23 protein-coding genes are annotated in these 22,581 nt (G+C 66.5%); 19 read left to right on the top strand and 4 right to left on the bottom strand.

Annotation, left to right across the window (positions count from 1 at the left end):
• Positions 1 to 7: 7 nt before the first annotated feature.
• Positions 8 to 1,057, bottom strand: coding sequence for a quinone-dependent dihydroorotate dehydrogenase (locus I2488_RS07520; RefSeq protein ID WP_196275386.1), 1,050 nt, complete (start codon positions 1,055 to 1,057; stop codon positions 8 to 10).
• 457 nt (positions 1,058 to 1,514) lie between these two features.
• Between I2488_RS07520 and I2488_RS07515 the strand changes: the two genes are divergently transcribed.
• The 8 genes from I2488_RS07515 to I2488_RS07480 are packed head-to-tail and all read left to right on the top strand — an operon-like array spanning position 1,515 to position 7,501.
• On the top strand, positions 1,515 to 1,946 hold the full coding sequence (locus tag I2488_RS07515; protein ID WP_196275187.1) for an SUF system Fe-S cluster assembly regulator: 432 nt from the start codon (positions 1,515 to 1,517) through the stop codon (positions 1,944 to 1,946).
• Entirely contained in the window at positions 1,943 to 3,424 is a 1,482-nt protein-coding gene (gene sufB, locus I2488_RS07510; RefSeq protein WP_196275186.1) for a Fe-S cluster assembly protein SufB, read from the top strand. Before I2488_RS07515 ends, sufB begins: the two co-directional genes overlap by 4 nt.
• Positions 3,421 to 3,930 (top strand): endonuclease domain-containing protein, encoded by a 510-nt coding sequence (locus I2488_RS07505; RefSeq protein WP_196275185.1) that lies wholly within the window; start codon positions 3,421 to 3,423, stop codon positions 3,928 to 3,930. Before sufB ends, I2488_RS07505 begins: the two co-directional genes overlap by 4 nt.
• A gap of 11 nt (positions 3,931 to 3,941) precedes the next feature.
• Positions 3,942 to 4,685 (top strand): Fe-S cluster assembly ATPase SufC, encoded by a 744-nt coding sequence (gene sufC / locus I2488_RS07500; protein WP_196275184.1) that lies wholly within the window; start codon positions 3,942 to 3,944, stop codon positions 4,683 to 4,685.
• On the top strand, positions 4,682 to 5,410 hold the full coding sequence (locus I2488_RS07495; RefSeq protein ID WP_196275183.1) for a SufD family Fe-S cluster assembly protein: 729 nt from the start codon (positions 4,682 to 4,684) through the stop codon (positions 5,408 to 5,410). The genes sufC and I2488_RS07495 overlap by 4 nt, the downstream gene beginning before the upstream one ends.
• Positions 5,407 to 6,618, top strand: a complete 1,212-nt coding sequence (locus I2488_RS07490) for a SufS family cysteine desulfurase (RefSeq protein WP_196275182.1) — start codon at positions 5,407 to 5,409, stop codon at positions 6,616 to 6,618. The genes I2488_RS07495 and I2488_RS07490 overlap by 4 nt, the downstream gene beginning before the upstream one ends.
• A complete protein-coding gene (locus I2488_RS07485) occupies positions 6,615 to 7,115 on the top strand; it encodes an SUF system Fe-S cluster assembly protein (protein WP_196275181.1) in 501 nt (166 codons plus the stop codon). The genes I2488_RS07490 and I2488_RS07485 overlap by 4 nt, the downstream gene beginning before the upstream one ends.
• 23 nt (positions 7,116 to 7,138) lie before the next feature.
• Positions 7,139 to 7,501, top strand: coding sequence for a HesB/IscA family protein (locus tag I2488_RS07480; RefSeq protein ID WP_196275180.1), 363 nt, complete (start codon positions 7,139 to 7,141; stop codon positions 7,499 to 7,501).
• Here I2488_RS07480 and I2488_RS07475 read toward each other — a convergent pair whose 3' ends face one another.
• The gene (locus tag I2488_RS07475; protein WP_281390046.1) at positions 7,502 to 8,200 is read right to left on the bottom strand and encodes a TSUP family transporter; all 699 of its coding nucleotides are present in this window, start codon (positions 8,198 to 8,200) and stop codon (positions 7,502 to 7,504) included.
• Positions 8,201 to 8,241: 41 nt separating this feature from the next.
• The gene (gene thrS, locus I2488_RS07470; protein ID WP_196275179.1) at positions 8,242 to 10,236 is read right to left on the bottom strand and encodes a threonine--tRNA ligase; all 1,995 of its coding nucleotides are present in this window, start codon (positions 10,234 to 10,236) and stop codon (positions 8,242 to 8,244) included.
• A gap of 347 nt (positions 10,237 to 10,583) precedes the next feature.
• Between thrS and I2488_RS07465 the strand changes: the two genes are divergently transcribed.
• The 11 genes from I2488_RS07465 to I2488_RS07415 all read left to right on the top strand — a co-directional run bounded on the left by I2488_RS07465 (position 10,584) and on the right by I2488_RS07415 (position 21,270).
• A complete protein-coding gene (locus tag I2488_RS07465) occupies positions 10,584 to 10,754 on the top strand; it encodes a hypothetical protein (RefSeq protein ID WP_196275178.1) in 171 nt (56 codons plus the stop codon).
• 3 nt (positions 10,755 to 10,757) lie between these two features.
• Positions 10,758 to 11,174, top strand: a complete 417-nt coding sequence (locus I2488_RS07460; protein WP_196275177.1) for a hypothetical protein — start codon at positions 10,758 to 10,760, stop codon at positions 11,172 to 11,174.
• Positions 11,171 to 11,365, top strand: coding sequence for a helix-turn-helix transcriptional regulator (locus I2488_RS07455; protein ID WP_196275176.1), 195 nt, complete (start codon positions 11,171 to 11,173; stop codon positions 11,363 to 11,365). Before I2488_RS07460 ends, I2488_RS07455 begins: the two co-directional genes overlap by 4 nt.
• Before the next feature lie 2 nt (positions 11,366 to 11,367).
• A complete protein-coding gene (locus tag I2488_RS07450) occupies positions 11,368 to 11,529 on the top strand; it encodes a hypothetical protein (RefSeq protein ID WP_196275175.1) in 162 nt (53 codons plus the stop codon).
• Between the two features lie 36 nt (positions 11,530 to 11,565).
• Positions 11,566 to 12,312, top strand: a complete 747-nt coding sequence (locus tag I2488_RS07445) for an alpha/beta fold hydrolase (protein WP_196275174.1) — start codon at positions 11,566 to 11,568, stop codon at positions 12,310 to 12,312.
• A gap of 22 nt (positions 12,313 to 12,334) precedes the next feature.
• Positions 12,335 to 13,261, top strand: coding sequence for a tetratricopeptide repeat protein (locus I2488_RS07440; protein WP_196275173.1), 927 nt, complete (start codon positions 12,335 to 12,337; stop codon positions 13,259 to 13,261).
• A complete protein-coding gene (locus tag I2488_RS07435; protein WP_196275172.1) occupies positions 13,258 to 14,250 on the top strand; it encodes an LLM class flavin-dependent oxidoreductase in 993 nt (330 codons plus the stop codon). The genes I2488_RS07440 and I2488_RS07435 overlap by 4 nt, the downstream gene beginning before the upstream one ends.
• Positions 14,251 to 14,446: 196 nt before the next feature.
• On the top strand, positions 14,447 to 19,144 hold the full coding sequence (locus I2488_RS07430) for an NAD-glutamate dehydrogenase (protein ID WP_196275171.1): 4,698 nt from the start codon (positions 14,447 to 14,449) through the stop codon (positions 19,142 to 19,144).
• 68 nt (positions 19,145 to 19,212) lie between these two features.
• The gene (modA, locus tag I2488_RS07425) at positions 19,213 to 19,986 is read left to right on the top strand and encodes a molybdate ABC transporter substrate-binding protein (protein ID WP_196275170.1); all 774 of its coding nucleotides are present in this window, start codon (positions 19,213 to 19,215) and stop codon (positions 19,984 to 19,986) included.
• On the top strand, positions 19,986 to 20,672 hold the full coding sequence (gene modB / locus I2488_RS07420; RefSeq protein WP_196275169.1) for a molybdate ABC transporter permease subunit: 687 nt from the start codon (positions 19,986 to 19,988) through the stop codon (positions 20,670 to 20,672). The genes modA and modB overlap by 1 nt, the downstream gene beginning before the upstream one ends.
• A complete protein-coding gene (locus I2488_RS07415; protein ID WP_196275168.1) occupies positions 20,662 to 21,270 on the top strand; it encodes a molybdenum ABC transporter ATP-binding protein in 609 nt (202 codons plus the stop codon). Before modB ends, I2488_RS07415 begins: the two co-directional genes overlap by 11 nt.
• Positions 21,271 to 21,273: 3 nt before the next feature.
• On the opposite strand, the gene I2488_RS07410 is transcribed toward I2488_RS07415, so the two are convergent.
• Positions 21,274 to 22,473: a serine hydrolase domain-containing protein gene (locus I2488_RS07410; RefSeq protein WP_196275167.1), complete on the bottom strand. Its 1,200-nt coding sequence runs from the start codon at positions 22,471 to 22,473 to the stop codon at positions 21,274 to 21,276.
• Positions 22,474 to 22,581: the final 108 nt, after the last annotated feature.

The raw sequence follows: 22,581 nt of genomic DNA, 5'->3' as shown, positions 1-22,581 counted from the left end.
CCCCTTGCTATTCGCTGCCGACCGCCTCGGCAATGGAGGTCATGCCAGCCTGCCTGACCTTCTGTTCCAGTCCTGCGACAAGGCGACGGGCAAGGCCCGGCCCTTCATAGACCATCGCGCTGTATATCTGGATCAGGCTCGCCCCGGCACGGATGCGCGCCCAGGCATCCTCTACGGTAGCAATTCCCCCGACGCCGATCAGCGGAATTGCGCCGCCGCTCGCCTTGCGGAAATCGCGCAGCCGTTGCAGCGCCAGTTCACGCAAGGGTTCGCCCGACAGACCGCCCGTTTCGCCCGCGTGGCTTGAGCGCAAGGCTGGGCGTGTGATGGTCGTGTTGGAGACGATCAGCGCCGCCAGCCGCTTTTCGATTGCGATCCGGCAGATGGCGTCAATGTCCGAAGGCTCGAGATCGGGCGCCAGCTTCAGGAAGATCGGCACGTTCATGTTGCCGCGCGCCTCGATCACCGCATCGAGCAGTGCCGAGAGTGCGCCTTCATCCTGCAAGGCTCTCAGTCCCGGCGTGTTGGGCGAGGAGATGTTGACCGTAAGGTACGACGCCAGCGGCGCCATGAGCCGGGTCATCTGGGCATAATCGGCGATGCGGTCGCCTGAATCCTTGTTCGCCCCGATGTTCACGCCGACGATGCCCGGCAAGCCGTGCTTGCCCGTCTCGCGACGACGGATCAGCCGATTGGTGACAGCCTGGGCGCCTTCGTTGTTGAATCCCATGCGGTTGATCACAGCGCGGTCCTCGACGAGCCGGAACAGCCGAGGCTTCGGATTGCCTTCCTGCGGCAGCGGCGTCACCGTGCCCACCTCGACGAAGCCGAAGCCCATGCCCAGCATGGCATCGGGCACCTCGGCATTCTTGTCGAACCCCGGGGCCATGCCGACAGGATTGGGAAATGCGATGCCGGCGATCCGCTGCGCGAGGTTTGGCGTGGGGGCGACAGGTCCACCGGGCTGCGAAACGGCGAGTGCGCGGATCGTCAGGCGGTGTGCGGCTTCGGCAGGGATTCGAAAGATCAGTGGGCGCAGCAGCGAATATGGCGTCACGGTCAAGCAGTTCCGGTTTTGCAAGCGGTGCAAGGCAAAGAGGCCGGGTTCGGGCAAATCACGCCACACCACACCCCTTCGCCGGTCTTTGCGACGTTATCTTCCCGCGGCCAAGCCTGATCTTCTCGAATCTGACAGCAATTGTAATTGATTGCGCTTGGTATGTTGCGCCTTTGCCACCGAAATTGTCGAATCCATACAATTCTCCCGAACTGCTTCTGCTTAGGAAGGCGATGCGACCCGAAGGGCTCGGTGCAGTCTTGCAACGAGTTCTCGACTTTGAGGCGGCCGGTGACCCCAAGGGGCTCGGCCGCCCTTTTTTTGCCTTGGCTCCTTGCCCTGGCCTATCTGCCCTGCCCTTTTGTTCCGATCGCGGGTTGTGCCTGCTGGAGACCGCGCCTAGATAACCGGAGTGATTCGGTCCGATTTGTCGGATCGCTACCCGGGACCCTGCCAGATGCGTCTTTCGAGCATGGCCGATTACGCCGTCGTCACGATGACCGCCGCTGCGCGCCATTGCGGGCAGAGCCGCGTCTGTGCCCAGCAACTCGCCGACGAAACCGGCCTGCCGGTGCCGACCGTGCAGAAGCTGGTCAGCAAGCTTTCGGCTGCGGGCCTGCTCAAGTCCGTCCGTGGTGCGCGTGGCGGCCTGAAACTTGCGCGCCCGGCCGCAGCTATCACTTTGGCCGATATCGTCGAGGCAGTGGAAGGCCCCATTGCGCTCACGCCCTGCAGCGAGCATGGGCGCCATGATTGCACGCTGGAAGCCGCGTGCACCGTCCGTCCGCACTGGCCTGCCGTCGATGCCGCACTTCGCGGCGCGTTGGCGGGCATACCGCTCACCCAATTGTCCCGTCCTGCCGCAGCGGTGACGGAGGTTATGGCATGACCGAGAACGTCGAACTCAAGGACCAGGCCGCTCGTGAAGCTGCCGCAAAGGTTGCCGAATACGAACACGGCTGGTCGTCTGACATCGAGCAGGAGTACGGGCCCAAGGGCCTGTCCGAAGATACCGTCCGCTACATCTCGGCCAAGAAGGACGAGCCGGAGTGGATGCTCGAATGGCGGCTAAAGGCCTATCGCCACTGGCTGACCATGCCCACGCCCGACTGGGCGAAGCTGAACATCCCGCCGATCGACTATCAGGACGCCTATTACTGGGCCGCCCCCAAGGCCAAGCCAAAGCTCGGCAGCCTTGACGAGGTCGATCCCGAAATCCTGCGCGTCTACGAAAAGCTCGGCATTCCGCTGGAAGAGCAGAAGGTGCTCGCCGGCGTCGAAGGCGCGCGCAAGATCGCAGTGGACGCCGTGTTCGACAGCGTCTCGGTCGCCACCACCTTCCGCAAGGAGCTGGAAGCGGCAGGCGTCATCTTCCGCTCTATCTCCGAGGCGATCCGCGAATACCCGGGCCTCGTGAAGAAGTGGCTGGGCAAGGTCGTGCCGATGCACGACAACTACTTCGCCACGCTCAACTGCGCGGTCTTTTCCGACGGCACCTTCGTCTACATCCCCGAAGGCGTGCGCTGCCCGATGGAGCTGAGCACCTATTTCCGCATCAACGCGGAGAACACCGGCCAGTTCGAACGCACCTTGATCGTTGCCGACAAGGGCGCCTACGTCAGCTATCTCGAGGGCTGCACCGCCCCGCAGCGTGACGAGAACCAGCTTCACGCCGCCGTGGTCGAACTTGTCGCGCTCGACGATGCCGAGATCAAGTACTCCACCGTGCAGAACTGGTATCCCGGCGACGCGGAAGGCAAGGGCGGCATCTACAACTTCGTCACCAAGCGCGCGCTGTGCCAGGGTGCCCGCTCGAAGGTGTCGTGGACGCAGGTCGAAACCGGCTCGGCGATCACCTGGAAGTATCCGTCCTGCGTGCTGAATGGCGAGGATTCGGTGGGCGAGTTCTACTCGGTCGCCGTCACCAACAATTACCAGCAGGCCGATACCGGCACCAAGATGATCCACAATGGCAAGGGGTCGCGCTCGACGATCGTGTCGAAGGGCATCTCTGCGGGCAAGAGCAACAACACCTATCGCGGTCTGGTGCGCGTCGCCCCGCAGGCCGAAGGCGTGCGCAACTTCACCCAGTGCGACAGCCTGCTGCTCGGCGCCGAATGCGGCGCGCACACCGTGCCCTATATCGAAGTGCGCAACCCCAGCGCCACGATCGAACACGAAGCCACCACCAGCAAGATCAGCGACGACCAGCTGTTCTACGCCATGCAGCGCGGCCTCGACCAGGAAAGCGCCGTCGCCCTGATCGTCAACGGCTTCGCCCGCGAGGTGCTGCAGCAACTGCCGATGGAATTCGCGGTCGAAGCGCAGAAGCTGCTCGGCATCAGCCTTGAAGGATCAGTCGGTTGAAGAAGACGCTTACCATCCGCCCTGTCGGCGAACGTGCCGATGCGCCGAAGATCCAGAAGAAGGGTCGCGGCTGGGCGATTTCCGGTTCGCGTCTTGACGCGATTCACGAGCGCGCGCGCCAGTTGCGCCGCGAGCCGGACGAGGCACACCTCGCCTTGGCCGACGAGCTCGCCAAGGAAGACCTCGGCAAGTACAAGTTCAAGCGCTACGCCGTGATCGGCTCGGCCATCGTCGATTTCGCCAGCCAGCCACTGAAGCTGGTCGTCGCGCTCGATCGTGGCGATGCGCCCGAGATCGAACGCCGCCGCGATGCCAGCCTTGCCGAAGTGGGACTCAAGGTCATCCGCTACGATGCAGCCGAAGTCCTCGGCGATCCCGAAGGTGCCTGCGCCGCCGTGCTGCGCGCGATGAAGGTCCGTTACGACGAACTGCGCGCCGCCTCGCGCCCCGCACGCCCCTCCTATTCGCGCTCCGGCGCCCGTCCGCAGCGTTCGCCTCGCGGTTGAAAGAGATGACGATGCTCAAGATTGAAAACCTCCAGGCCTCCGTTGCCGACAAGCCGATCCTCAAGGGCCTTTCGCTTACCATCAACGCGGGCGAGATCCACGCGATCATGGGGCCGAACGGCGCGGGCAAGTCGACGCTGGGCTACACGCTCGGCGGGCGCCCCGGCTATGAAGTGACCGGCGGGACGGCCACATTGGATGGCACCGACCTGTTCGAACTCGAACCGCACGAGCGCGCCGCTGCAGGCCTGTTCCTCGGCTTCCAGTACCCGGTCGAAATCCCCGGCGTATCCTTCGTCCAGTTCCTGCGCGAATCCGCCAATGCCCAGCGCAAGGCCCGGGGCGAGGCTCCGCTTTCGGGCGGCGAATTCCTCAAGCTCGCCAAGGAGAAGGCGGGGCTGCTGCGCATGGACATGGACATGCTCAAGCGCCCGGTGAACGTCGGCTTTTCGGGCGGCGAGAAGAAGCGCGCCGAGATGGTCCAGATGGGCATCCTCGATCCCAAGATCGCGATCCTCGACGAGACCGACTCCGGCCTCGACATCGATGCGCTGCGCATCTGCGGCGAGGGCATCAATGCGATCATGCGCAAGCCCGACAAGGCAGTGTTGCTGATCACGCACTACCAGCGCCTGCTCGATTACGTGAAGCCCGATTTCGTCCACGTCCTTGCCGGTGGCCGCATCGTCAAGAGCGGTGGCCCCGAACTCGCGCTCGAACTCGAAGAGCACGGCTACGAGGCCGTCGCGGCATGAGTGCACTGCCCACCCGCAGGCAAGAAGCCTTCCGCTACGCCGACCTCGCGGCGCTCGAAGCGCTCTGGCCGCTGCCGGTGCAGGAAATCCGTGTCGCTGCGGGCGAGCAGGGCGCGAGTGCCGTCGTTCTCGATGGCGCAAACGATGCCGCGCAGGACATCGCCATCACGCTGGGAGACGGCGCCGAGTATGACCTGCGTCTGCTCAACGCCGGCTCCGCCTACGGCCGCATTTTGGTCAAGGTCACGCTAGGCAAGGGCGCGAAGTTCCACCTCGGCGCAGCCCAGATCGCGGGCGGCGAACAGACCGCCGAGATCGTCACCGAAGTTGTCCATGCCGAGCCTGATGCCGTCTCGAGCCAGATCGTGCGCTCGGTCCTCGGCGGCAAGGCCACCGGCACCTACCTCGGTCGCGTCGTCGTGGCGCGCGGGGCCATCGGCACCGATGGCGAACAGTCGATCCGCGCCATGCTGCTCGATCGTACCGCCACCGCCAATGCACGCCCGGAACTCGAAATCTACGCCGACGACGTCAAGTGCGCCCATGGCTGCGCCGTCGGTGAACTCGATCAGCAGAGCCTTTTCTATCTGGCGCAACGTGGGTTGCCGCCCGCCGACGCCAAGAAGCTCATGCTTCATGCCTTCATCGCAGAGGCCTTTGTCGGTGCGGCGGAGGAAGAGGCGCTGACCGAAGCCGCATTGAACGCACTGGACGCCGTGTTGTGACGACGGACGCGCTCACCCGCACCGCAGAGTGGCCCGGCCTCGTCAATCCTGACGGCAGCCGCTGGCACTACCTCGATACCGCCGCCACCGCGCAGAAGCCGCAAGTGGTGATCGATGCGATGGTGCGCGCGCTGGGCAGTGACTACGCCACCGTCCATCGCGGCGTCTATGCGCGCTCGGCTGACATGACGCTGGCCTTCGAGGCCGCGCGCCGCAAGGTTGCCGCGCTGGTCGGCGGGGCCGAGAATGAACTCGTTTTCACGCGCGGCGCGACCGAGGCGATCAATCTCGTCGCGCAGACCTGGGGTCAGGCGAACCTCAAGGCCGGTGATCGCATTCTCATATCCACGCTTGAGCACCACGCCAACATCGTGCCGTGGCAGCTGCTGCGCGACCGCACTGGCGTCGAGATCGACGTCTGCCCGCTGACCGAGGACGGATTGATCGACCTCGACGCCGCCGAGCGGACGATCACGCCTGCACACAAGCTGGTCGCTTTTGCGCACGTCTCCAACGTCCTCGGCTCCACGCTCGATGCCCCGCGCGCGGTCGCGCTGGCGCGCCGCGTCGGCGCGAAGATTCTGCTCGATGGCTGCCAGTCTGTTGCCCGCCTCACTGTCGACGTGAAGGCCCTCGACGCCGATTTCTACGTCTTCTCCGCGCACAAGCTCTATGGCCCCACCGGCATCGGCGCGCTCTGGGCCAAGGCCGAGATCCTCGATGCCATGCCGCCATGGCAGGGCGGCGGTGCGATGATCGACAAGGTCACGTTTGAGAAAACCACCTACGCCCCCGCGCCGCAGCGGTTCGAGGCAGGCACCCCCGCCATTGTCGAGGCCATCGGCTTCGGCGCTGCGGTCGATTTCGTTCAGGCACAGGGGCTCGACGCCATCCACGCCCACGAATGCGCGCTCGTTGCCAAGGCGCGCGAAGCCCTGCGCGGCATGAACTCGGTCCGCCTGTTCGGCCCTGAAGACAGCGCCGGCATCCTCAGCTTCGCGCTCGAAGGTGTGCACCCGCACGATCTCGGCACGATTCTGGACGAGGAAGGCGTGGCGATCCGCGCCGGACACCATTGCGCCCAGCCGCTGATGGCGCACCTTGGCGTGCCCGCCACCGCCCGCGCCAGCTTCGGCATCTACAGCGATGAAAGCGATATCGCCGCGCTCGTGCGCGGGATCGAAAGGACCAAGAGGATTTTCGGATGAGCGACAACGATCCCCAGAACCCCGCTGAGGTAAAGTTCGCGGTCGAAGAGGTCGAAGCCGTATCGGCCCCCAAGCGCGCCTTCGTCGAAGACGCGGTGGAAGAGACGCCTGCCGAAAAGCTCGAGCGCAAGCGCGACTATCTCGAAGGCTTCCTCGCGGCCAAGCCGGAAGCTGTCTCCTCGGGCGAACCCGGCGGCGACATCTATGAAGGCGTGATCGCGGCGCTCAAGGAAATCTTCGACCCGGAAATCCCGGTCAACATCTACGATCTCGGCCTGATCTATGGCGTCGACGTTTCGGACGACGGGCATGTCGATGTGACGATGACGCTGACCACGCCGCATTGCCCGGTGGCCGAGTCAATGCCTGGCGAAGTCGAACTGCGCGTCTCGGCAGTGCCCGGCGTGCGCGAAGCCGACGTCAACCTCGTCTGGGACCCCGCATGGGATCCTGCCAAGATGAGCGACGAAGCCAAGCTCGAACTGGGAATGCTCTGAACGCTCCCCATATAGGTGTCACCATGACGACCGAAACCAAAGTCCGCCGCCCGCGTCCCGCCGCAGTGATCCTCACGCCCAGTGCGGAGGCGCGCGTGGCACACCTCATGGCGACCGCTCCGGAAGGCGCGATCGGCGTGAAGCTGTCCACCCCGCGCCGCGGCTGCTCCGGCCTCGCCTATTCGGTCGACTACGTGAACGAAGCCAACCCGCTCGATGAGAAGATCGAGACGCCGGGCGGCCTGTTCTTCATCGACAGCGCCTCGGTGCTCTACCTGATCGGCAGCACGATGGACTGGCAGGAAGACGATTTCACCGCCGGCTTCGTGTTCCAGAACCCCAACGCCAAGGGTTCGTGCGGCTGCGGCGAGAGCTTTACCGTCTGATCAGCTAAGCAGGCGGACAACCGCCATCAGACCGGATACTGCCAGCAGAAAGCCCACAAACCCGCGCCACGCCGCATCGCTGACCTTGCCGAAGGCGCGCGTGCCGAGGTGGTTGCCGATCAGCACCGGCGCGAACAGTACGAGCGCAAACAGCACATCGCGCCACGAAGCTAGCTTGAGCGCCAAAGCCGCCGCCGTGCTGGCGATGGACGTGAGCAGAAATACTGTCAGCATCGAGGCGCGCGCAACTTCGCGCGGGATGGGGCGGCGCAAGTAATAGGGCACCACCGGCGGCCCCGGCATTCCCGCAAATCCGGTGAGCAATCCCGCCGCCGCTCCAGTCAGGCCCGTCTCAACCTTCCCCGGCGCGTGTCCCGGCTTGGCGGGCAACAGCACCAGCAGGAATGCGCCAATGGCCACCGCCGCGATGAGCACGCGCGCCACTTCGGGCGGCGTCGCGAACAGCATCAGCAGTCCTGCCGGTGTCAGCAGCATTGCCAGTCCGCCGATCACGCCAGCGCTCTTCTCGCCCGCGTTCCACACCTGCCGCGCGCCGACCAGACCGATCAGCAGCCCGAGCATGTTGGACACGACCACCGCCTCGCCCGGTGGAATCACCAGCCCGATCAGCGGCACCAGCAGGATGGCCATGCCAAAGCCGGCCAGCCCGCGCACGAAGGCGGCGACGAACGCCGCCAGCGCACAAAGCCCGAGCGAAATGAGTGGCAGGTCGAGCGAGGTCAGCTCCGCAGATCCGGCGGCGTTGCCTCGCCCTTGAGCAGGGCAATCGCCTCGTCCAGCGACATCACCTTCTGGTGCTGTTCGCCCAGGGTGCGGATCGCCACGGTGCCTTCCTCGGCCTCGCGCTTGCCCACCACCAGCAGGTAGGGGACCTTCTGCAGCGAGTGTTCGCGCACCTTGTAGTTGATCTTCTCGTTGCGCAGGTCGGTCTCGGCACGGATCCCCGCTGCCTTCAGCTTGGCCAGCGCATCCCTGGCATAGTCGTCAGCGTCCGAAACGATGGTGGCGACCACGGCCTGCACCGGCGCCAGCCACGCCGGCAGGCGACCGGCAAAGTGCTCGATCAGGATACCGATGAAGCGTTCGTAGGAGCCGAAGATCGCGCGGTGCAGCATGACCGGGCGGTGCTTCTCGCCATCCTCGCCGATGTAGGTGGCGTCGAGGCGCTCGGGCAGGACGCGGTCGGACTGGATCGTGCCCACCTGCCAAGTGCGGCCGATTGCATCGGTCAGGTGCCATTCCAGCTTGGGCGCATAGAACGCACCTTCGCCCGGCAGTTCCTCCCAGCCGTATTCCTCGGTGGCAAGGCCGGCGCGGACCACGGCGGCGCGCAGTTCGGCCTCGGCCTTGTCCCACATCTCCTCGGTGCCGAAGCGCTTTTCCGGGCGCAGCGCGAGCTTGATCGAGTAGGTGAAGCCGAAGTGCTTGTAGATGCGGTCGGCCAGTTCGCAGAACGCCTGCACTTCGGACACGATCTGGTCTTCGCGGCAGAAGATGTGCGCGTCGTCCTGCGTGAACTGGCGTACGCGCATCAGGCCATGGAGCGCGCCGTGCGGTTCGTTGCGGTGGCAGCAGCCGTTCTCGTAGAGGCGCAGCGGCAGTTCGCGGTAGGACTTGATGCCCTGCCGGAAGATCAGCACGTGCGCCGGGCAATTCATCGGCTTCAGCGCCATCCACTCGGCATCGTTGGAGACGATCGGGCCCTCATCCTCGACGTTCGGCACCTCGTCGGGGATGACGAACATGTTCTCGCGATACTTGCCCCAGTGTCCGGACTGCTCCCACTGGCGCGCGTCCATGACCTGCGGCGTCTTCACTTCGCGATAGCCCGCGCCGTCGATGGCGCGGCGCATGTAGGCTTCCAGCTCGCGCCAGATCAGGTAGCCCTTGGGGTGCCAGAACACCGATCCGTGGGCTTCCTGCTGGAGATGGAACAGGTCCATCTCGTTGCCGAGCTTGCGGTGATCGCGCTTGGCCGCTTCTTCCAGCCGCGTCAGGTGCGCATCGAGCTGCTTCTTGTTGAGCCAGCCGGTGCCATAGACGCGGCTGAGCATCGCGTTCTTCTGGTCGCCGCGCCAGTAGGCCCCCGAAACGCGCGTCAGCTTGAACGCCGCCGGATCGAGCTTACCGGTCGAGGGCAGGTGCGGCCCGCGGCACATGTCGAGCCAGTCATCGCCCGACCAGTAGACCGTCAGCGGTTCGTCGCCCGGCAGTTCCGCCGCCCATTCGGCCTTGAAGCTCTCGCCCTGCTGCTTCCAGCGGCTGATCAGCTGTTCGCGGCTCCACACCTCGCGGCGCAGCGGCTTGTTGGCGGCGATGATCTTGCGCATCTCCGCCTCGATCGCCGGCAGGTCCTCGTCGGTGAACGGGCGGTCCTTCGGTGCGAAGTCATAGTAGAAGCCGTCGTCCGTGCTCGGCCCGAAGGTGATCTGCGTCCCCGGAAACAGCGCCTGCACCGCTTCTGCCAGCACGTGCGCATAGTCATGCCGCGCCAGGTCCAGCGCCTCGGCCTCGTCCTTCGCCGTCACCAGCGCCAGTTGCGCATCGGCGGTGAAGGGCCGCGAAAGGTCGACCAGCTCGCCATCGACCTTCGCCGCCAGTGCCGCCTTGGCAAGGCCCGGGCCGATTGCGGCGGCGATGTCGGCCGGAGTGCTGCCCGGCGCAACCTCGCGCACGGAACCATCGGGCAGGGTGATCTTCAGCAACTCGGACATGCGGGTCTCTCTGCAATCTCGTGGCAGCGCTTTGGCACAGGAGCGCCGCCACCGGAAGGGCGCGCATCAGGCAATTCGGTCGGTTCGGGAGGCGATGCGCAAGGCCGCCCGAACCGGGCGGCGGCATCGCGGCAGGACTTAGCCCAGCAGCGACCGCCCCCGGCTCGCGGGGGTAGTGGTTGTAGTGCTGGTGCAACGGTCGGCCATCGCTTGCGCTTCTAGCGCGGAACCGTGGCAGAGTCATTAGGTCTATCAGGTCAAGCACCATTGGCATGATGACAATGACGCTTGACATGGCGCGTAGAATGGTCAAGTAACCTTGTCATCAGATCAAGGAGGCTTGACCCATGATTCGCTTCGTTCTCCCCGCCGTGACGGCCCTCGTGATGGTCGTGATCGCCCTGCTCGATATCTTCGAAGTCCTGCCCAAGGGCTCGACCACCACCGCCGTGCTGTTCGTGCCGCTCGTCGCCGCGCTTTCGGGCACGCGCTGCCTGCGCCGCCAGCAGGAGGCCTGAGCCATGGTTGCCCGGATGACTCCCGAACACCGCCGCTACACCCGCGCCGTCATGCTGCTGATGGGCGGCTACGTCGCCACGCTCGTCGGCGTGAACCTGTTCTTCAAGAACAGCGCCCCCACCGGCCTCAGCGCCTATGCCGCTGCGCTACTTCCCGCGCTCCCGGTGATCGGCGTATTCGTGGCGATCGGCCGCCTGCTGACCTCGCTGCGCGATGAATATCAGCGCTACCTGATGACCCGGCAGATCCTCATCGCCACCGGCTTCACGCTCAGCGTGGCGACGGCATGGGGCTTTGTCGAAAGCTTCGGCCTGCTCCCGCACGTCCCGGCGTTCTACGCCACGGTCCTGTGGTTCGGCGGGCTGGGCCTCGGTGGTTGCATCAACGCGCTGCTGGAACGGTGCGGAGGTGGCGAATGAAGAACCGACTCAAGGTCCTGCGCGCCGAGCGCAACTGGAGCCAGGCCGACCTTGCCGAAAAGCTCGAGGTCAGCCGCCAGTCGGTCAACGCGATCGAGACGGGCAAGTACGACCCCTCGCTCCCGCTCGCCTTCCGCATCGCCGATGTCTTCGCCCTGCCGATCGAAGACATCTTCCAGCGTGGAGAATGAAAATGCCCGGAAAGCACCCGCGCCGCATCGGCATGTGGCTGGCCATTGCGATTGGCATCGCCGCTGCCTCGATGTCCGCCAGCAAGCACCACAAGGTTGACCGCCCCGCCAGCACCGCCAATGCCGCCGTTCCTCACGTCACCCTGATCCTTCCGCTCAACTGAGCTTGCCCCGCCCGTTCGTGCGGGCCATGACAGGGCATGACCGACGTAGCGCGCTTTACCCTGCCTTCCGGCCAGCAGATGGCCTACCGCCACCTCGCCGGCACTTCTCCCACCATCATCTTCCTCCCCGGCTACATGTCCGACATGGCCGGCGGCAAGGCGCAGGCCGTGCTCCAATGGGCCCGCGAGCACGGGCGCGGCTGCCTCTTGCTAGACTACACCGGCTGCGGGGAAAGCGATGGTGACTTCGCCGATGGCCGGCTCTCCAAATGGCGTGACGAGATCGTCGGCCTGATCGACCACCTCGGCATCGGGCCTGTGCAACTCGTTGGCTCCAGCATGGGCGGCTGGCTCATGCTCCTCCTCGCCGAAGCGCTGGGCGAGAGGGCAAAGGCACTGGTCGGCATCGCACCTGCGCCTGATTTCACCGAATGGGGCCTGTCGCAATCGCAGCGCATCGAACTCGCCGCCGGGCGCACGATCTACGAGGACAACCCCTACGGCCCCGAACCCACCCCGACTCACGCCGGGTTCTTTTCCGACGCCGAACGCCACAAGCGCCTCGCCAGCGGCATTGCCTTCGACGGCCCGGTCCGCCTGATCCACGGTCAGGCCGACGCTGACGTGCCGTGGGAGATCTCGATCAACCTCGCCCGCGCCCTGCGTTCAGCCGATGTGCAGGTGCACCTGATCAAGGACGGCGATCACCGGCTCTCGCGCCCTGCCGACATCGCGCTGCTCCTGCGCGAACTCGCCGGGCTCGCTGCCGGGCAAGACGCCTGACGTGCCGAAGGACAAGCCTGCCATGATCGATCTTCCCGCACCGCTTTTTGCCGTGGAGCATCGCATCGAACAGCAGGCCTCGCTCATGCAGATCGGTCCCGCCACCATGTCGATGCGCCCGTCCGACCTGCCGATCCCGCGCCGCCGCAGCCCCGAGCAGCAGCGCGAGGCGGAGAAGCAGGCGGGCCTCGAACGCCCGAACCTGCCCGAGCAGGACCGGCTGGCCTACTGCCTGCAAAAGGCCGCCACCGATCCCGACGCGGCGATGGTCGAAGTGCAGACGTGGCTCGGCGAAAGCCGTGACGGCGGGCAGCAGGTCCGCGCCAACCAGTGCCTCGGCATCCTGCGTTCCAACGCCGGGGACTTTGACGGCGCTCTGGAAGCTTTCGCCCAGGCCGTCTCCGGCGTGCCCAAGCAGCAGGAAGTCGCCGCCGTCCCGCTCATGGGCATGGCCGGCAACGCGGCGCTGGCCGGTGGGAAGGCCGAACAAGCGCTGGGCTGGTTTGATCGCGCCATCGCCGTTCAGGGCTATGCCGACAATGCTGCGCTGGGGGCAATGCAGGCCGATCGTTCGCGCGCGCTGGTCGCGCTCGGGCGGCTGGCGGAGGCAGGCGACGCACTCGACGAGGCCCACCGTCTCGCGCCCGAAGACCCCGAAGGCTGGCTCCTCTCCGCCACGCTCGCCCGGCGCAACGGCGAACTCGACCGCGCCCAGCGCGACATCGAGGTCGCCGCACAATATGGCCCGCGCAATCCGCAGATCGGCCTCGAAGCGGGCGTCATCGCGGTGCTTTCGGGCCGGGACGAGGCCGCGCGAAAGTCTTGGGAATCGGTCGTCTCGGCCGACAAGGACGGCGAAGCGGGCAAGACCGCGCAGAGCTACCTTGAACAGCTTGGCCCCGCGCCTAAATCTGAAGCTCCGGCAACCGCAGGAAAGACAGCGCCATGAAACTCTCCGTCCTCGATCTGGTCAGCGTGGTCGAGGGCGGGACAGCAAGGGCCGCGCTCGACAACTCCGCCGCCGCCGCACGCGTGGCCGAGGAATGCGGCTACCAGCGCTACTGGGTCGCCGAACACCACGGCATGGAAGGACTGGCAGGCGCAGCGACCGCCGTCGCGCTGGCCCACATCGGCCATTCGACTACGACCATTCGCATCGGCTCGGGCGGGATCATGCTGCCCAACCACAACCCGCTCGTGATTGCCGAGCAGTTCGGCACGCTCGACGCCCTGTTCCCCGGCCGCATCGACCTCGGTCTTGGTCGCGCCCCCGGTGCCGACCAGCGCATCATGCGCGCCTTGCACAAGGACACCAACCGCGCCGCCGAGGACTTCCCGCAGGACGTGGTCGAGCTTCAGCTCCAGTTCGCCGGCGATCCGCGCGTGCCGCTGCAGGCCTATCCCGCCAAGGGCGCGCGCCCGCAGCTGTGGATTCTCGGCTCCAGCCTGTTCGGCGCGCAGCTCGCGGCGATGCTCGGCCTGCCCTATGCCTTTGCCTCGCACTTCGCGCCCGATCATCTCGATGCCGCGTTGAAGATCTATCGCGAGCGCTTCCAGCCCTCCGAGACTCTGGACGCACCCTATTGCGCCGCCGCCATCAATGTCGTCGCTGCCGAAAGCGATGAGGAAGGCCAGTTGCTCGCCTCGTCGATGGATCAGGCATTCGTCGCCCTGCGCACCGGTACCCCCGGCAAGCTCAAGCCGCCCGTCCCCGGTTACCGCGACAGCCTGCCGCCGCCCGCCCTCGCCATGCTCGAGCATGTCCGCCAGGTCAGCACTTGCGGTTCGGTAACAACGGTCCGCGCTGGCCTCGCCGCCTTTGCCGAACGCACCCAGGCGGACGAGATCATCGTTGCCGCCTCGATCTACGATCAGGAAGCGCGCCTGCGTTCCCTGCGACTCACCGCCGAGGCCGCGCGCGAACTCGCACCAGCCTGAAAACACGTTTCCGCAATCCTTCGGCACGAAAACACGCGCAAAGGGTTCACAACGGCGGGTTAAGCCGGACGCGCCAGAGAACCGGACTTGAGGTCTCGCAACGGCTGGATTACTCTTTGGAACAATGATACGCTTACGTATTCAATAATTACACGAGAGTGAAATATCCTCTCGCAAGGAGAGTCGGGAAAACCCCATGGCGTCAACGTCCGCAAGCCGTTCGCAAGCCCCTGCCGCGCCAGCCTCGCAGGACCCCTCCGACCAGATTGCCCTCGCGCTGGCAGAGCGTTTCGCCGCCGCTCTCCTGCCCGATGAAGCGCTCGATTTCGACACTGCGCGCCTCGCCGAAGCCGCCCGTTTCTCCGCCGGAGCTGCCGCGGTGCGCAAGGGCAGCGATCCTGCCATCGCCATCGAAAGCGTCAGCGGTTCGGACAGCGGCGGCCGTCACTTGCGCATCGCCGTGATCAACGACGACATGCCCTTTCTCGTCGACTCCATCACCTCTGCCATCACCGCGCAGGGCCTCGCTATCGACCGCCTGGTTCACCCCGTCGTTGCGGTGCGTCGTGATGCCGAAGGCAACCTCACCGATTTCCCCGCAGGCGATGCTTCGGGCGAACGCCGCGAATCGATCGTCTACCTCGAAACCGAACGTGCCGACGCGCGCCAGCGCCGCAGCCTCGTCGCCGCGCTGGAAGAGACGCTGGCCGATGTCCGCGCTGCCGTCACCGACTGGCCGCTGATGCAGGCCGCGATGCGCGAGGACGCGGCGGGCCTTGCCGATCCGGAAGGCGCTGCACTCCTGCGCTGGCTCGCCGATGGGATGCTCACCCAGCTCGGCAGCGTCACTCGCCTGCGCGATGGCACCGAGGAGAAGCCGCTCGGCATCTGCCGCGCCAGCGACCGCAGCCTGCTCGCTGACAGTTCCTTCACCCGCGCCTTCCGCTGGTTCGAAAGCGGAAAGGGCCGCGCGCCCTTGATCGTCAAGGCGAACCGCATCGCCAACGTCCACCGCCGGGTGCCCCTCGACCTGTTCATGGTGCCGCGCATCGAACGCGGCAAGGTCGTGGCCCTCTCGGTCCACGCCGGGGTCTGGACCAGTGCCGCGCTCGCCGCCGCGCCCGATCGCGTGCCGCGCCTGCGCACCCAGCTGGCCGAGATGATGGACAAGTTCGGCTTCGCCCCCAACGGCCATGCCGGCAAGGCGCTGGTCCACGCCCTCACCGCCCTCCCGCACGATCTCCTCGTCAGCTTCGACGATGCCGATCTCGAACGCGTCTCCACCGCGATGATGAGTCTGGTCGATCGCCCGCGCCCCCGCCTCGCGCTGGTCGAAGCGCCGCTTGCCCGCCACCTCTTCGCCTTCGTCTGGCTCCCGCGCGACGTGCTTTCCACCCAAGTCCGCCTTGCCATCCGCGCGATGCTCGAAGCCGCCGCCGGAGCGCAGGTGATCGACTGGTCGCTGCAGGTCGAAGGCAGCACGCTGGCCATGCTGCGCTTCGTCCTCGACGTCCGCGATCAGGACACCCGCGCCGACGAAGCCGCGCTCGATCAGCAGCTGCAGGGCATGGTCCGCGGCTGGGCCGGCGCGGTCGAAACCGAGCTGGCCACGAGCGAAGAGCCCTCCCGCGCCGCCGCCATCGCCGCGCGCTATGCCGATGCCTTCCCCATCGCCTATCGCAACGCATCGGGCGCTGCAGAGGCCGCGCGCGACATCCGCGTCCTGCGTACGCTCTCGGGCAGCAACGCCCCGCGCCGTGCCGTGCGCCTGCATCGCAATCCCGGCGAAGCCGCGCTGCGCCTCAAGCTCTACCAGCGCGAAGGCGCGATCGTCCTGTCCGATGCGGTGCCGGTGCTTGAGAACTTCGGTTTCCGCGTGCTCGAGGAAGTGCCCACGCCGCTCGACGGCGGCCGCTTGGGCTACATCCACGATTTCCTCGTCGCCCATCCGGCTGACAGCTCGGTCGAAGACCTGCTCGCCCGCGCGGCCTCGATCGAAAGCTCGCTCGCCGCGGTCCTCAACGGCGCGGCCGAGGACGATGCCTTCAACCGCCTCATCGTCGCCACCGGCCTCACCGCCACCGAAGCCAACTGGCTCCGCGCCTTCTACCGCTACTTGCGCCAGGCCGGCATGACCTTCGGCATCCCCACCGTCGTCGAGGCACTCAAGAACGCACCGACAGTCACGCGCGGCCTTGTCGATGCCTTCGTCGCCCGCCACGATCCCGCTTTCACCGGCGACCGCGATGAGGCCTTTGGCCAAGCCGAGGAGCGCATCCGGACCGGCCTCGCAAGTGTTGCCGCGATCAACGACGACCGCCTCCTGCGCAGCTTCCGCGCGCTCGTCGGCGCGATCCTGCGCACCAACGCCTTCGCCCCCGCTGCTGCAGAGGCGATGGCCTTCAAGATCGATTCCGCCCTCGTCCCCGGCCTGCCCAAGCCGCTGCCGTGGCGCGAGATATTCGTCTATTCCCCCCGCGTCGAAGGTATCCACCTGCGCGCAGGGCCCGTCGCGCGCGGGGGCCTGCGCTGGTCCGACCGTCGCGACGATTTCCGCACCGAAGTCCTGGGCCTGATGAAGGCGCAGCGCGTCAAGAACGCCGTGATCGTGCCGACCGGCGCCAAGGGTGGCTTCTATCCCAAGCAGTTGCCCGATCCCGTCAAGGACCGCGAAGGCTGGCTCGCCGAGGGCAAGGTCAGCTACCAGGTGTTCATCCGCACCCTGCTGTCGATCACCGACAACATCGTCGAGGGCAAGGTCGTCCACCCCGCCCATGTCGTGATCCGCGATGGCGAGGACCCCTACTTCGTCGTCGCCGCCGACAAGGGCACCGCCACCTTCTCCGACGTCGCCAATGCCATCGCCGAATCGAAGGACTTCTGGCTCGACGATGCCTTCGCCAGCGGCGGCTCGAAGGGTTACGACCACAAGGCCATGGGTATCACCGCGCGCGGGGCCTGGCTCTCGGTCCGCCGCCATTTCCTCGAACTCGGCGTCGACGTGCAGACCCAGCCGATCCGCGTGGCCGGTTGCGGCGACATGTCGGGCGACGTGTTCGGCAACGGCATGCTGCTGTCGAAGGCGCTGAAGGTCGTCGCAGCGTTCGACCACCGCCACGTCTTCCTCGATCCCGATCCCGACCCGGCGCGCAGTTGGGAAGAGCGCAACCGCATGTTCGCGCTGCCCCGCTCCAGCTGGGACGATTACGACAAGACCCTGATTTCCAAGGGCGGCGGCGTATTCCCCCGCTCGATGAAGGCGATCCCGCTCTCGCCCGAAGTGCAGGCCATGCTTGGGCTGGACGTCGCCGAGACCGATCCCGAAACCCTCATCTCGGCGATCCTGCGCAGCAGCGTCGACCTGCTCTGGTTCGGCGGCATCGGCACCTACGTGAGGGCCTCAACGCAGAACAACGTCGATGTCGGCGACCCGTCCAACGATTCCGTCCGCGTCTCGGCCAACGAGGTCCGTGCCAAGGTCATCGGCGAAGGCGCCAACCTCGGCACCACCCAAGCCGCGCGTATCGAGTTCTCGCTGCACGGTGGCCGTATCAACACCGACTTCATCGACAACTCCGCCGGCGTCGATTGCTCGGACAACGAGGTCAACATCAAGATCGCCCTCGCCGCCGCCAAGCGCTCGGGCAAGCTGACCGAAGACGCCCGCGTCGAACTGCTCGCCGCGATGACCGACGAGGTCGCCCACCTCGTGCTCGAGGACAATCGCCTGCAGGCGCTGGCCCTGTCCATCGCCGAACGCGGCGGCGCCCCCGCCATGCCGGCATGGTCGCGCCTGATCGACGTGCTCGAGGAAGGCGGCGACCTCGATCGCAAGACCGAAGGCCTCGCCGGTGCCGAAGACCTCGCCCGCCGCGCTGCCGCAGGGCAGGGCCTCACCCGCCCCGAACTCGCCGTGCTGCTTTCCAGTAGCAAGCTCGTGCTCCAGCGCGCGCTGGAAGAGAGCACCGTGGTCGATGATCCCGTGCTCGAAGAGGAACTCGTCGCCGCCTTCCCGCCGCAGATGCGGGAGGCCTACGAAACCGAGATCGTCCACCACCGCCTGCGCCGCGAGATCATCGCCACCAAGCTCGCCAACCGCATCATCAACCGCATGGGCCCGGTGATCCCGTTCGAACTGTGCGAGGAAGAGGGCGTCTCGCTGGCGCAAGTCGCCGCCGCCTTCGTCGCGGCAGAGCGACTGCTTGATCTGCGCAATACCTGGGACCTGCTCGACACCGCAGACATGCCAGAAACTCTGCGCCTCGACCTGTTCGACCGCATCGCCCAAGGCCTGCGCGGCCATGTCGCCGACGTCCTGCGCGCCGGTCGCGGCACGCAATCGCCCGACGCCCTGATCGAGGACCTGTTCGGCGGCGTCGCCCTGCTCTCGCACACCACTGCAGACCTGCTGCGCGGTGCGGCGCAGGCACAGGCGCGCCGCATGGCCGACGATCTCGCCACCAGCGGCGTCCCCGCCGAAATCGCATCGCGGCTCGTCCACCTCTACGACATGGACGGCGCCATCGGCCTCGCCCATCTCGCCGGAGAGCTCAATGTCGATGCCGCCGCACTGACCGGTGCCTTCGCCGATCTCGGCGCAGCACTCGGTATCGACTGGGCGCAACAGGCCGCACGCCGCATGAATCCGTCCGATCCGTGGGAGCGCCTGCTTGTCGCCGGGCTTGCCCGCGATTTCCAGCAGATGCGCCTCGATTTCCTCGCGCGGTCGAAGGGCGGCTCGCCCGATGCCTTCGTCAGCGAATGGCTCTCGGCGAATGCGGTGGCCGTGCGCCAGTTCCGCAGCCTCGTCGCCCGCGCGCAGGCTGCACCGGCAGTGGCTCCGGCCATGCTCGCGCAAGTCGCCAGCCAAGCGAGGACCCTGCTCGGCCGCTGAACCCTCTGGCCGCCATTGCCCAAGCGGCATCATGGTATATACAGCGGAACATAGCTTGTTCCGGAACCATGATGCCGCCGATTCTGCGCCGCGCCTTCCTCGCCCTGCTGCTCGCGCTCGGCCCGGCCACCCCGGCGCTGGCGCAGGACAAAGGCCCGCTGGTCCTCGCCGCCGCCAGCCTGCAGGAAGCGATGACTGACGCCGCGACTGCATGGGCGCGCAAAGGCCATCCCCGCCCGGTCCTTTCCTTCGCCGCCTCATCCGCGCTGGCGCGTCAGGCCGAGGCTGGCGCCCGCGCCGATCTCTTCGCGTCTGCCGATGAAGAGTGGATGGATTACCTTCAGCGCAAGTCCCTGCTCAAGCTTGGCACCCGCGCCCGCCTCACCGAAAACCGGCTGGTCCTCATCGCGCCTGCGCAAAGCCGCGTGAACCTGCGGACCACCCGCAACTTCGCATTGGCCAAGGCGCTGGGCACCGGTCGCCTCGCCATGGCCGATCCCGCTGCTGTCCCTGCCGGTCGCTACGGGCGCGAGGCGCTCACCAAGCTGGGAGTCTGGACCACCGTCGCGGGCAAGGTCGCCGCCGCCGAGAACGTCCGCGCCGCCCTCGCGCTGGTCGAACGCGGCGCCGCTCCCCTCGGCATCGTCTACGCCACCGACGCCATGGCCTCGCGCGCCGTCCGCGTCATCGGCACGTTCCCCGCCGCCAGCCACCAGCCGATCACTTACCCGGTCGCCCTCCTCGCCAGTTCACGCCATCGCGACGCAGAAGCCTTCCGCCGCTTCCTGATCTCCCGCGAAGGCCGCGCCATCTTCCTCAAGCGCGGGTTCGGGCAGCGCTGATGACCGCCGAGGAGTGGGAGATCGTCCGGCTTTCGCTCAAGGTCGGTGCCGTCGCGGTCGCTGCCTGCCTGCCTGTCGCTTTCGCGCTGGCATGGGCGCTGGCGCGGGGGCGCTTCCCCGGCAAGGTCCTGCTCGATGCGCTGATCCACTTGCCGCTGGTCCTCCCGCCGGTCGTGACCGGCTGGCTCCTGCTCCTCGCCTTCGGCCCGCAAGGCCCCGCCGGAGCATGGCTCGATGGCACCCTCGGCCTCACCTTCATGTTCCGCTGGACCGGCGCCGCGCTCGCCGCCGCCGTCATGGCCCTGCCGCTGATGGTCCGTGCCATGCGCCTGTCGATCGAAGCGGTCGACCAGCGCCTCGAAGTCGCCGCCATGACCCTTGGCGCCTCGCGCTGGCGCACTTTCCGCACGATCACCGTCCCGCTCGCGCTGCCGGGCGTGATTGCCGGAACCGTGCTCGGCTTCGCCCGCTCGCTCGGCGAATTCGGCGCGACGATCACCTTCGTCAGCAATATCCCCGGCGAAACCCAGACCCTGCCACTCGCGATCTACAGTGCCTTGCAGATCCCCGGTGGCGAAAGCGCAGTCACTCGCCTTGCCATGATCTCGGTCCTTCTCTCGCTGGCGGCGCTGGTCATCTCCGAAGTCCTCGCCCGTCGCATGGGCAGGAGCGCCCATGTCCTTTGAGGTCACCGTCTCGCGCAAGCTAGGCGATACGCACATCGCCTGCAGCTTCGCCGCGCCCCCCGGCCTCACTGCGCTGTTCGGCCCCTCGGGCGCAGGCAAGACCTCGATCCTCAACATGGTCTCCGGCCTGCTGAGGCCGAATCAGGGCCGCATCGCCGTCGGCGGCGAAGTCCTGTTCGACAGCGCCGCCGGAATGGACATGCCCGTCCAGCAACGCCGCTCCGGCTATGTGTTTCAGGACGCACGGCTATTCCCCCACCTGCGCGTCCGCGCCAACCTCGCCTATGGCGCGCGCCACGGTGGCGTGATGTCACAAGCCGAAGTGGTCGACTTCCTTGGCATCGCCCACCTGCTTCACCGCTGGCCGCGCACCCTCTCGGGCGGTGAGGCGCAACGCGTCGCCATCGGCCGCGCCCTCCTCTCCAACCCCCGCTTCCTGCTGATGGACGAACCCCTCGCCTCGCTTGACCGCGCCCGCCGCGAAGAGGTCATGCGCGTCATCGAGCGCCTGCGCGACGAGATGCGCCTGCCCATCCTCTATGTAAGCCACGATCGCGCCGAGGTCGAACGCCTCGCCGCCACCATTGTCGAGATCTGACCGCTACTTCGGCAGGCCCGCGATGATCGCGTGAAAGCCCTTCAGCGTTTCGTCGATCACCCCTTCCGGCTCCGGATTGGGGAAATGGCTCAGCTTCACGATCACCGTGTTGCTGGCGGGGTGAACGTAGATGAATTGCCCGGCCAGCCCCACGGCGGAATAGGCGCCCGGCTCGCTGTCCAGTTGCCAGGTCTGGAAGCCATAGCCCTTGCCGAGGCCGAGCGCCGCCGATGCCGCGAACGGGATCATCGTGGTCTGCTGCTTGACCCAGCTTTCGGGCACCACTTGCCGTCCGTTGGCCTTGCCCTTGTTCAGCAGCATCAGCCCCAGCCGCCCGAAGTCCCGCAACCGCGCGTTGTAGCCCATGCCCGAAAGCTCGCGCCCTACCCCTTGCGGCCCGTCGGCGATCCAGAAGCCATCCGCTTCCGCACCCAGCGGCTGCCACAGGCGGCGGCTCATGTATGACGCCAGCTTCTCGCCCGTGGCGCTTTCCACCACCCAGCCGAGCACTGCGGTGTCGAGCGTGGCATAGTTGAAGCGGCTGCCTGGCTCCACGGCCTTGGCGATGGTCCTTGCGCGGTCGGCAAAGCGCTCCTTGTTGGCGACGATGGCGTTCATGTGGATTAGCGCGGCAAGGCTCGGCTTTTCGCCGAAGTCGTAGCGCTCCTCGTAAGCCACGCCCGAGCGCATCTGCAGCAAGTGGCGGATCGAGACGCCCTCGTAGCCGCCGCCCTTCAGTTCGGGCACGTACTTGCTCACCGGATCGTCGATCGAGGCAATCTTGCCGTCCTGAACCGCAAGGCCGACCAGCAGCGCGGTGATCGTCTTGGCCATCGAGAACGAGATGAAACGATCTTCAGGGGTCGTCCGGTTGCGATAGTCCTCGAACACTATCCGGCCATCGTGGATCACCAGCAGCGCATTGGTATAGGTCCGCCGCGCCCAGTTGTCGTAATCGGCGGGCATGGTGGCCTTCGCACCTTGCAGCAGAGGCCAGGCCATCTTGCCCTTGGCCACAGTCCGCGTCTCGAAAATCTGCGCGGAGTTGCGGAAGTTGAAGCTGTTGATGCCGTCGTCCAGCCAGTGCTGCCGCATCGAGATGACCGGGTCGGGCGGCGTCTGAACCGGTTCGTCTGCCGCTACCGACATCGGAGCGAGGGTAGCCACGGCCAGCAGTGCCGCGATTGCCGTTCTTGCGCGCATCTTTGTCTCCACTCCCGTCGAGCGATCTTACGTCGCCCATGTGTTATATTGCATAGCATAATCCGCAATGGCCGCTTTCGGCAAGAGTGGCCTTGTAGGGATGGTCTT

This window comes from Novosphingobium jiangmenense (assembly GCF_015694345.1).
Classification (GTDB): Bacteria; Pseudomonadota; Alphaproteobacteria; order Sphingomonadales; family Sphingomonadaceae; genus Novosphingobium; species Novosphingobium jiangmenense.
This window is presented reverse-complemented; position numbering and strand designations above follow the sequence as displayed.

What these genes read in the sequence shown, in the direction of transcription:
- I2488_RS07515 (WP_196275187.1), top strand. Translation starts at nt 1,515, where the DNA reads ATGCGTCTTTCGAGCATGGCCGATTACGCCGTCGTCACGATGACCGCC.
- sufB (WP_196275186.1), top strand. Translation starts at nt 1,943, where the DNA reads ATGACCGAGAACGTCGAACTCAAGGACCAGGCCGCTCGTGAAGCTGCC.
- sufC (WP_196275184.1), top strand. Translation starts at nt 3,942, where the DNA reads ATGCTCAAGATTGAAAACCTCCAGGCCTCCGTTGCCGACAAGCCGATC.
- I2488_RS07495 (WP_196275183.1), top strand. Translation starts at nt 4,682, where the DNA reads ATGAGTGCACTGCCCACCCGCAGGCAAGAAGCCTTCCGCTACGCCGAC.
- I2488_RS07485 (WP_196275181.1), top strand. Translation starts at nt 6,615, where the DNA reads ATGAGCGACAACGATCCCCAGAACCCCGCTGAGGTAAAGTTCGCGGTC.
- I2488_RS07480 (WP_196275180.1), top strand. Translation starts at nt 7,139, where the DNA reads ATGACGACCGAAACCAAAGTCCGCCGCCCGCGTCCCGCCGCAGTGATC.
- thrS (WP_196275179.1), bottom strand. Translation starts at nt 10,236, where the DNA reads ATGTCCGAGTTGCTGAAGATCACCCTGCCCGATGGTTCCGTGCGCGAG.
- I2488_RS07465 (WP_196275178.1), top strand. Translation starts at nt 10,584, where the DNA reads ATGATTCGCTTCGTTCTCCCCGCCGTGACGGCCCTCGTGATGGTCGTG.
- I2488_RS07460 (WP_196275177.1), top strand. Translation starts at nt 10,758, where the DNA reads ATGGTTGCCCGGATGACTCCCGAACACCGCCGCTACACCCGCGCCGTC.
- I2488_RS07455 (WP_196275176.1), top strand. Translation starts at nt 11,171, where the DNA reads ATGAAGAACCGACTCAAGGTCCTGCGCGCCGAGCGCAACTGGAGCCAG.
- I2488_RS07450 (WP_196275175.1), top strand. Translation starts at nt 11,368, where the DNA reads ATGCCCGGAAAGCACCCGCGCCGCATCGGCATGTGGCTGGCCATTGCG.
- I2488_RS07445 (WP_196275174.1), top strand. Translation starts at nt 11,566, where the DNA reads ATGACCGACGTAGCGCGCTTTACCCTGCCTTCCGGCCAGCAGATGGCC.
- I2488_RS07440 (WP_196275173.1), top strand. Translation starts at nt 12,335, where the DNA reads ATGATCGATCTTCCCGCACCGCTTTTTGCCGTGGAGCATCGCATCGAA.
- I2488_RS07435 (WP_196275172.1), top strand. Translation starts at nt 13,258, where the DNA reads ATGAAACTCTCCGTCCTCGATCTGGTCAGCGTGGTCGAGGGCGGGACA.
- I2488_RS07430 (WP_196275171.1), top strand. Translation starts at nt 14,447, where the DNA reads ATGGCGTCAACGTCCGCAAGCCGTTCGCAAGCCCCTGCCGCGCCAGCC.
- modA (WP_196275170.1), top strand. Translation starts at nt 19,213, where the DNA reads ATGATGCCGCCGATTCTGCGCCGCGCCTTCCTCGCCCTGCTGCTCGCG.
- modB (WP_196275169.1), top strand. Translation starts at nt 19,986, where the DNA reads ATGACCGCCGAGGAGTGGGAGATCGTCCGGCTTTCGCTCAAGGTCGGT.
- I2488_RS07415 (WP_196275168.1), top strand. Translation starts at nt 20,662, where the DNA reads ATGTCCTTTGAGGTCACCGTCTCGCGCAAGCTAGGCGATACGCACATC.
- I2488_RS07410 (WP_196275167.1), bottom strand. Translation starts at nt 22,473, where the DNA reads ATGCGCGCAAGAACGGCAATCGCGGCACTGCTGGCCGTGGCTACCCTC.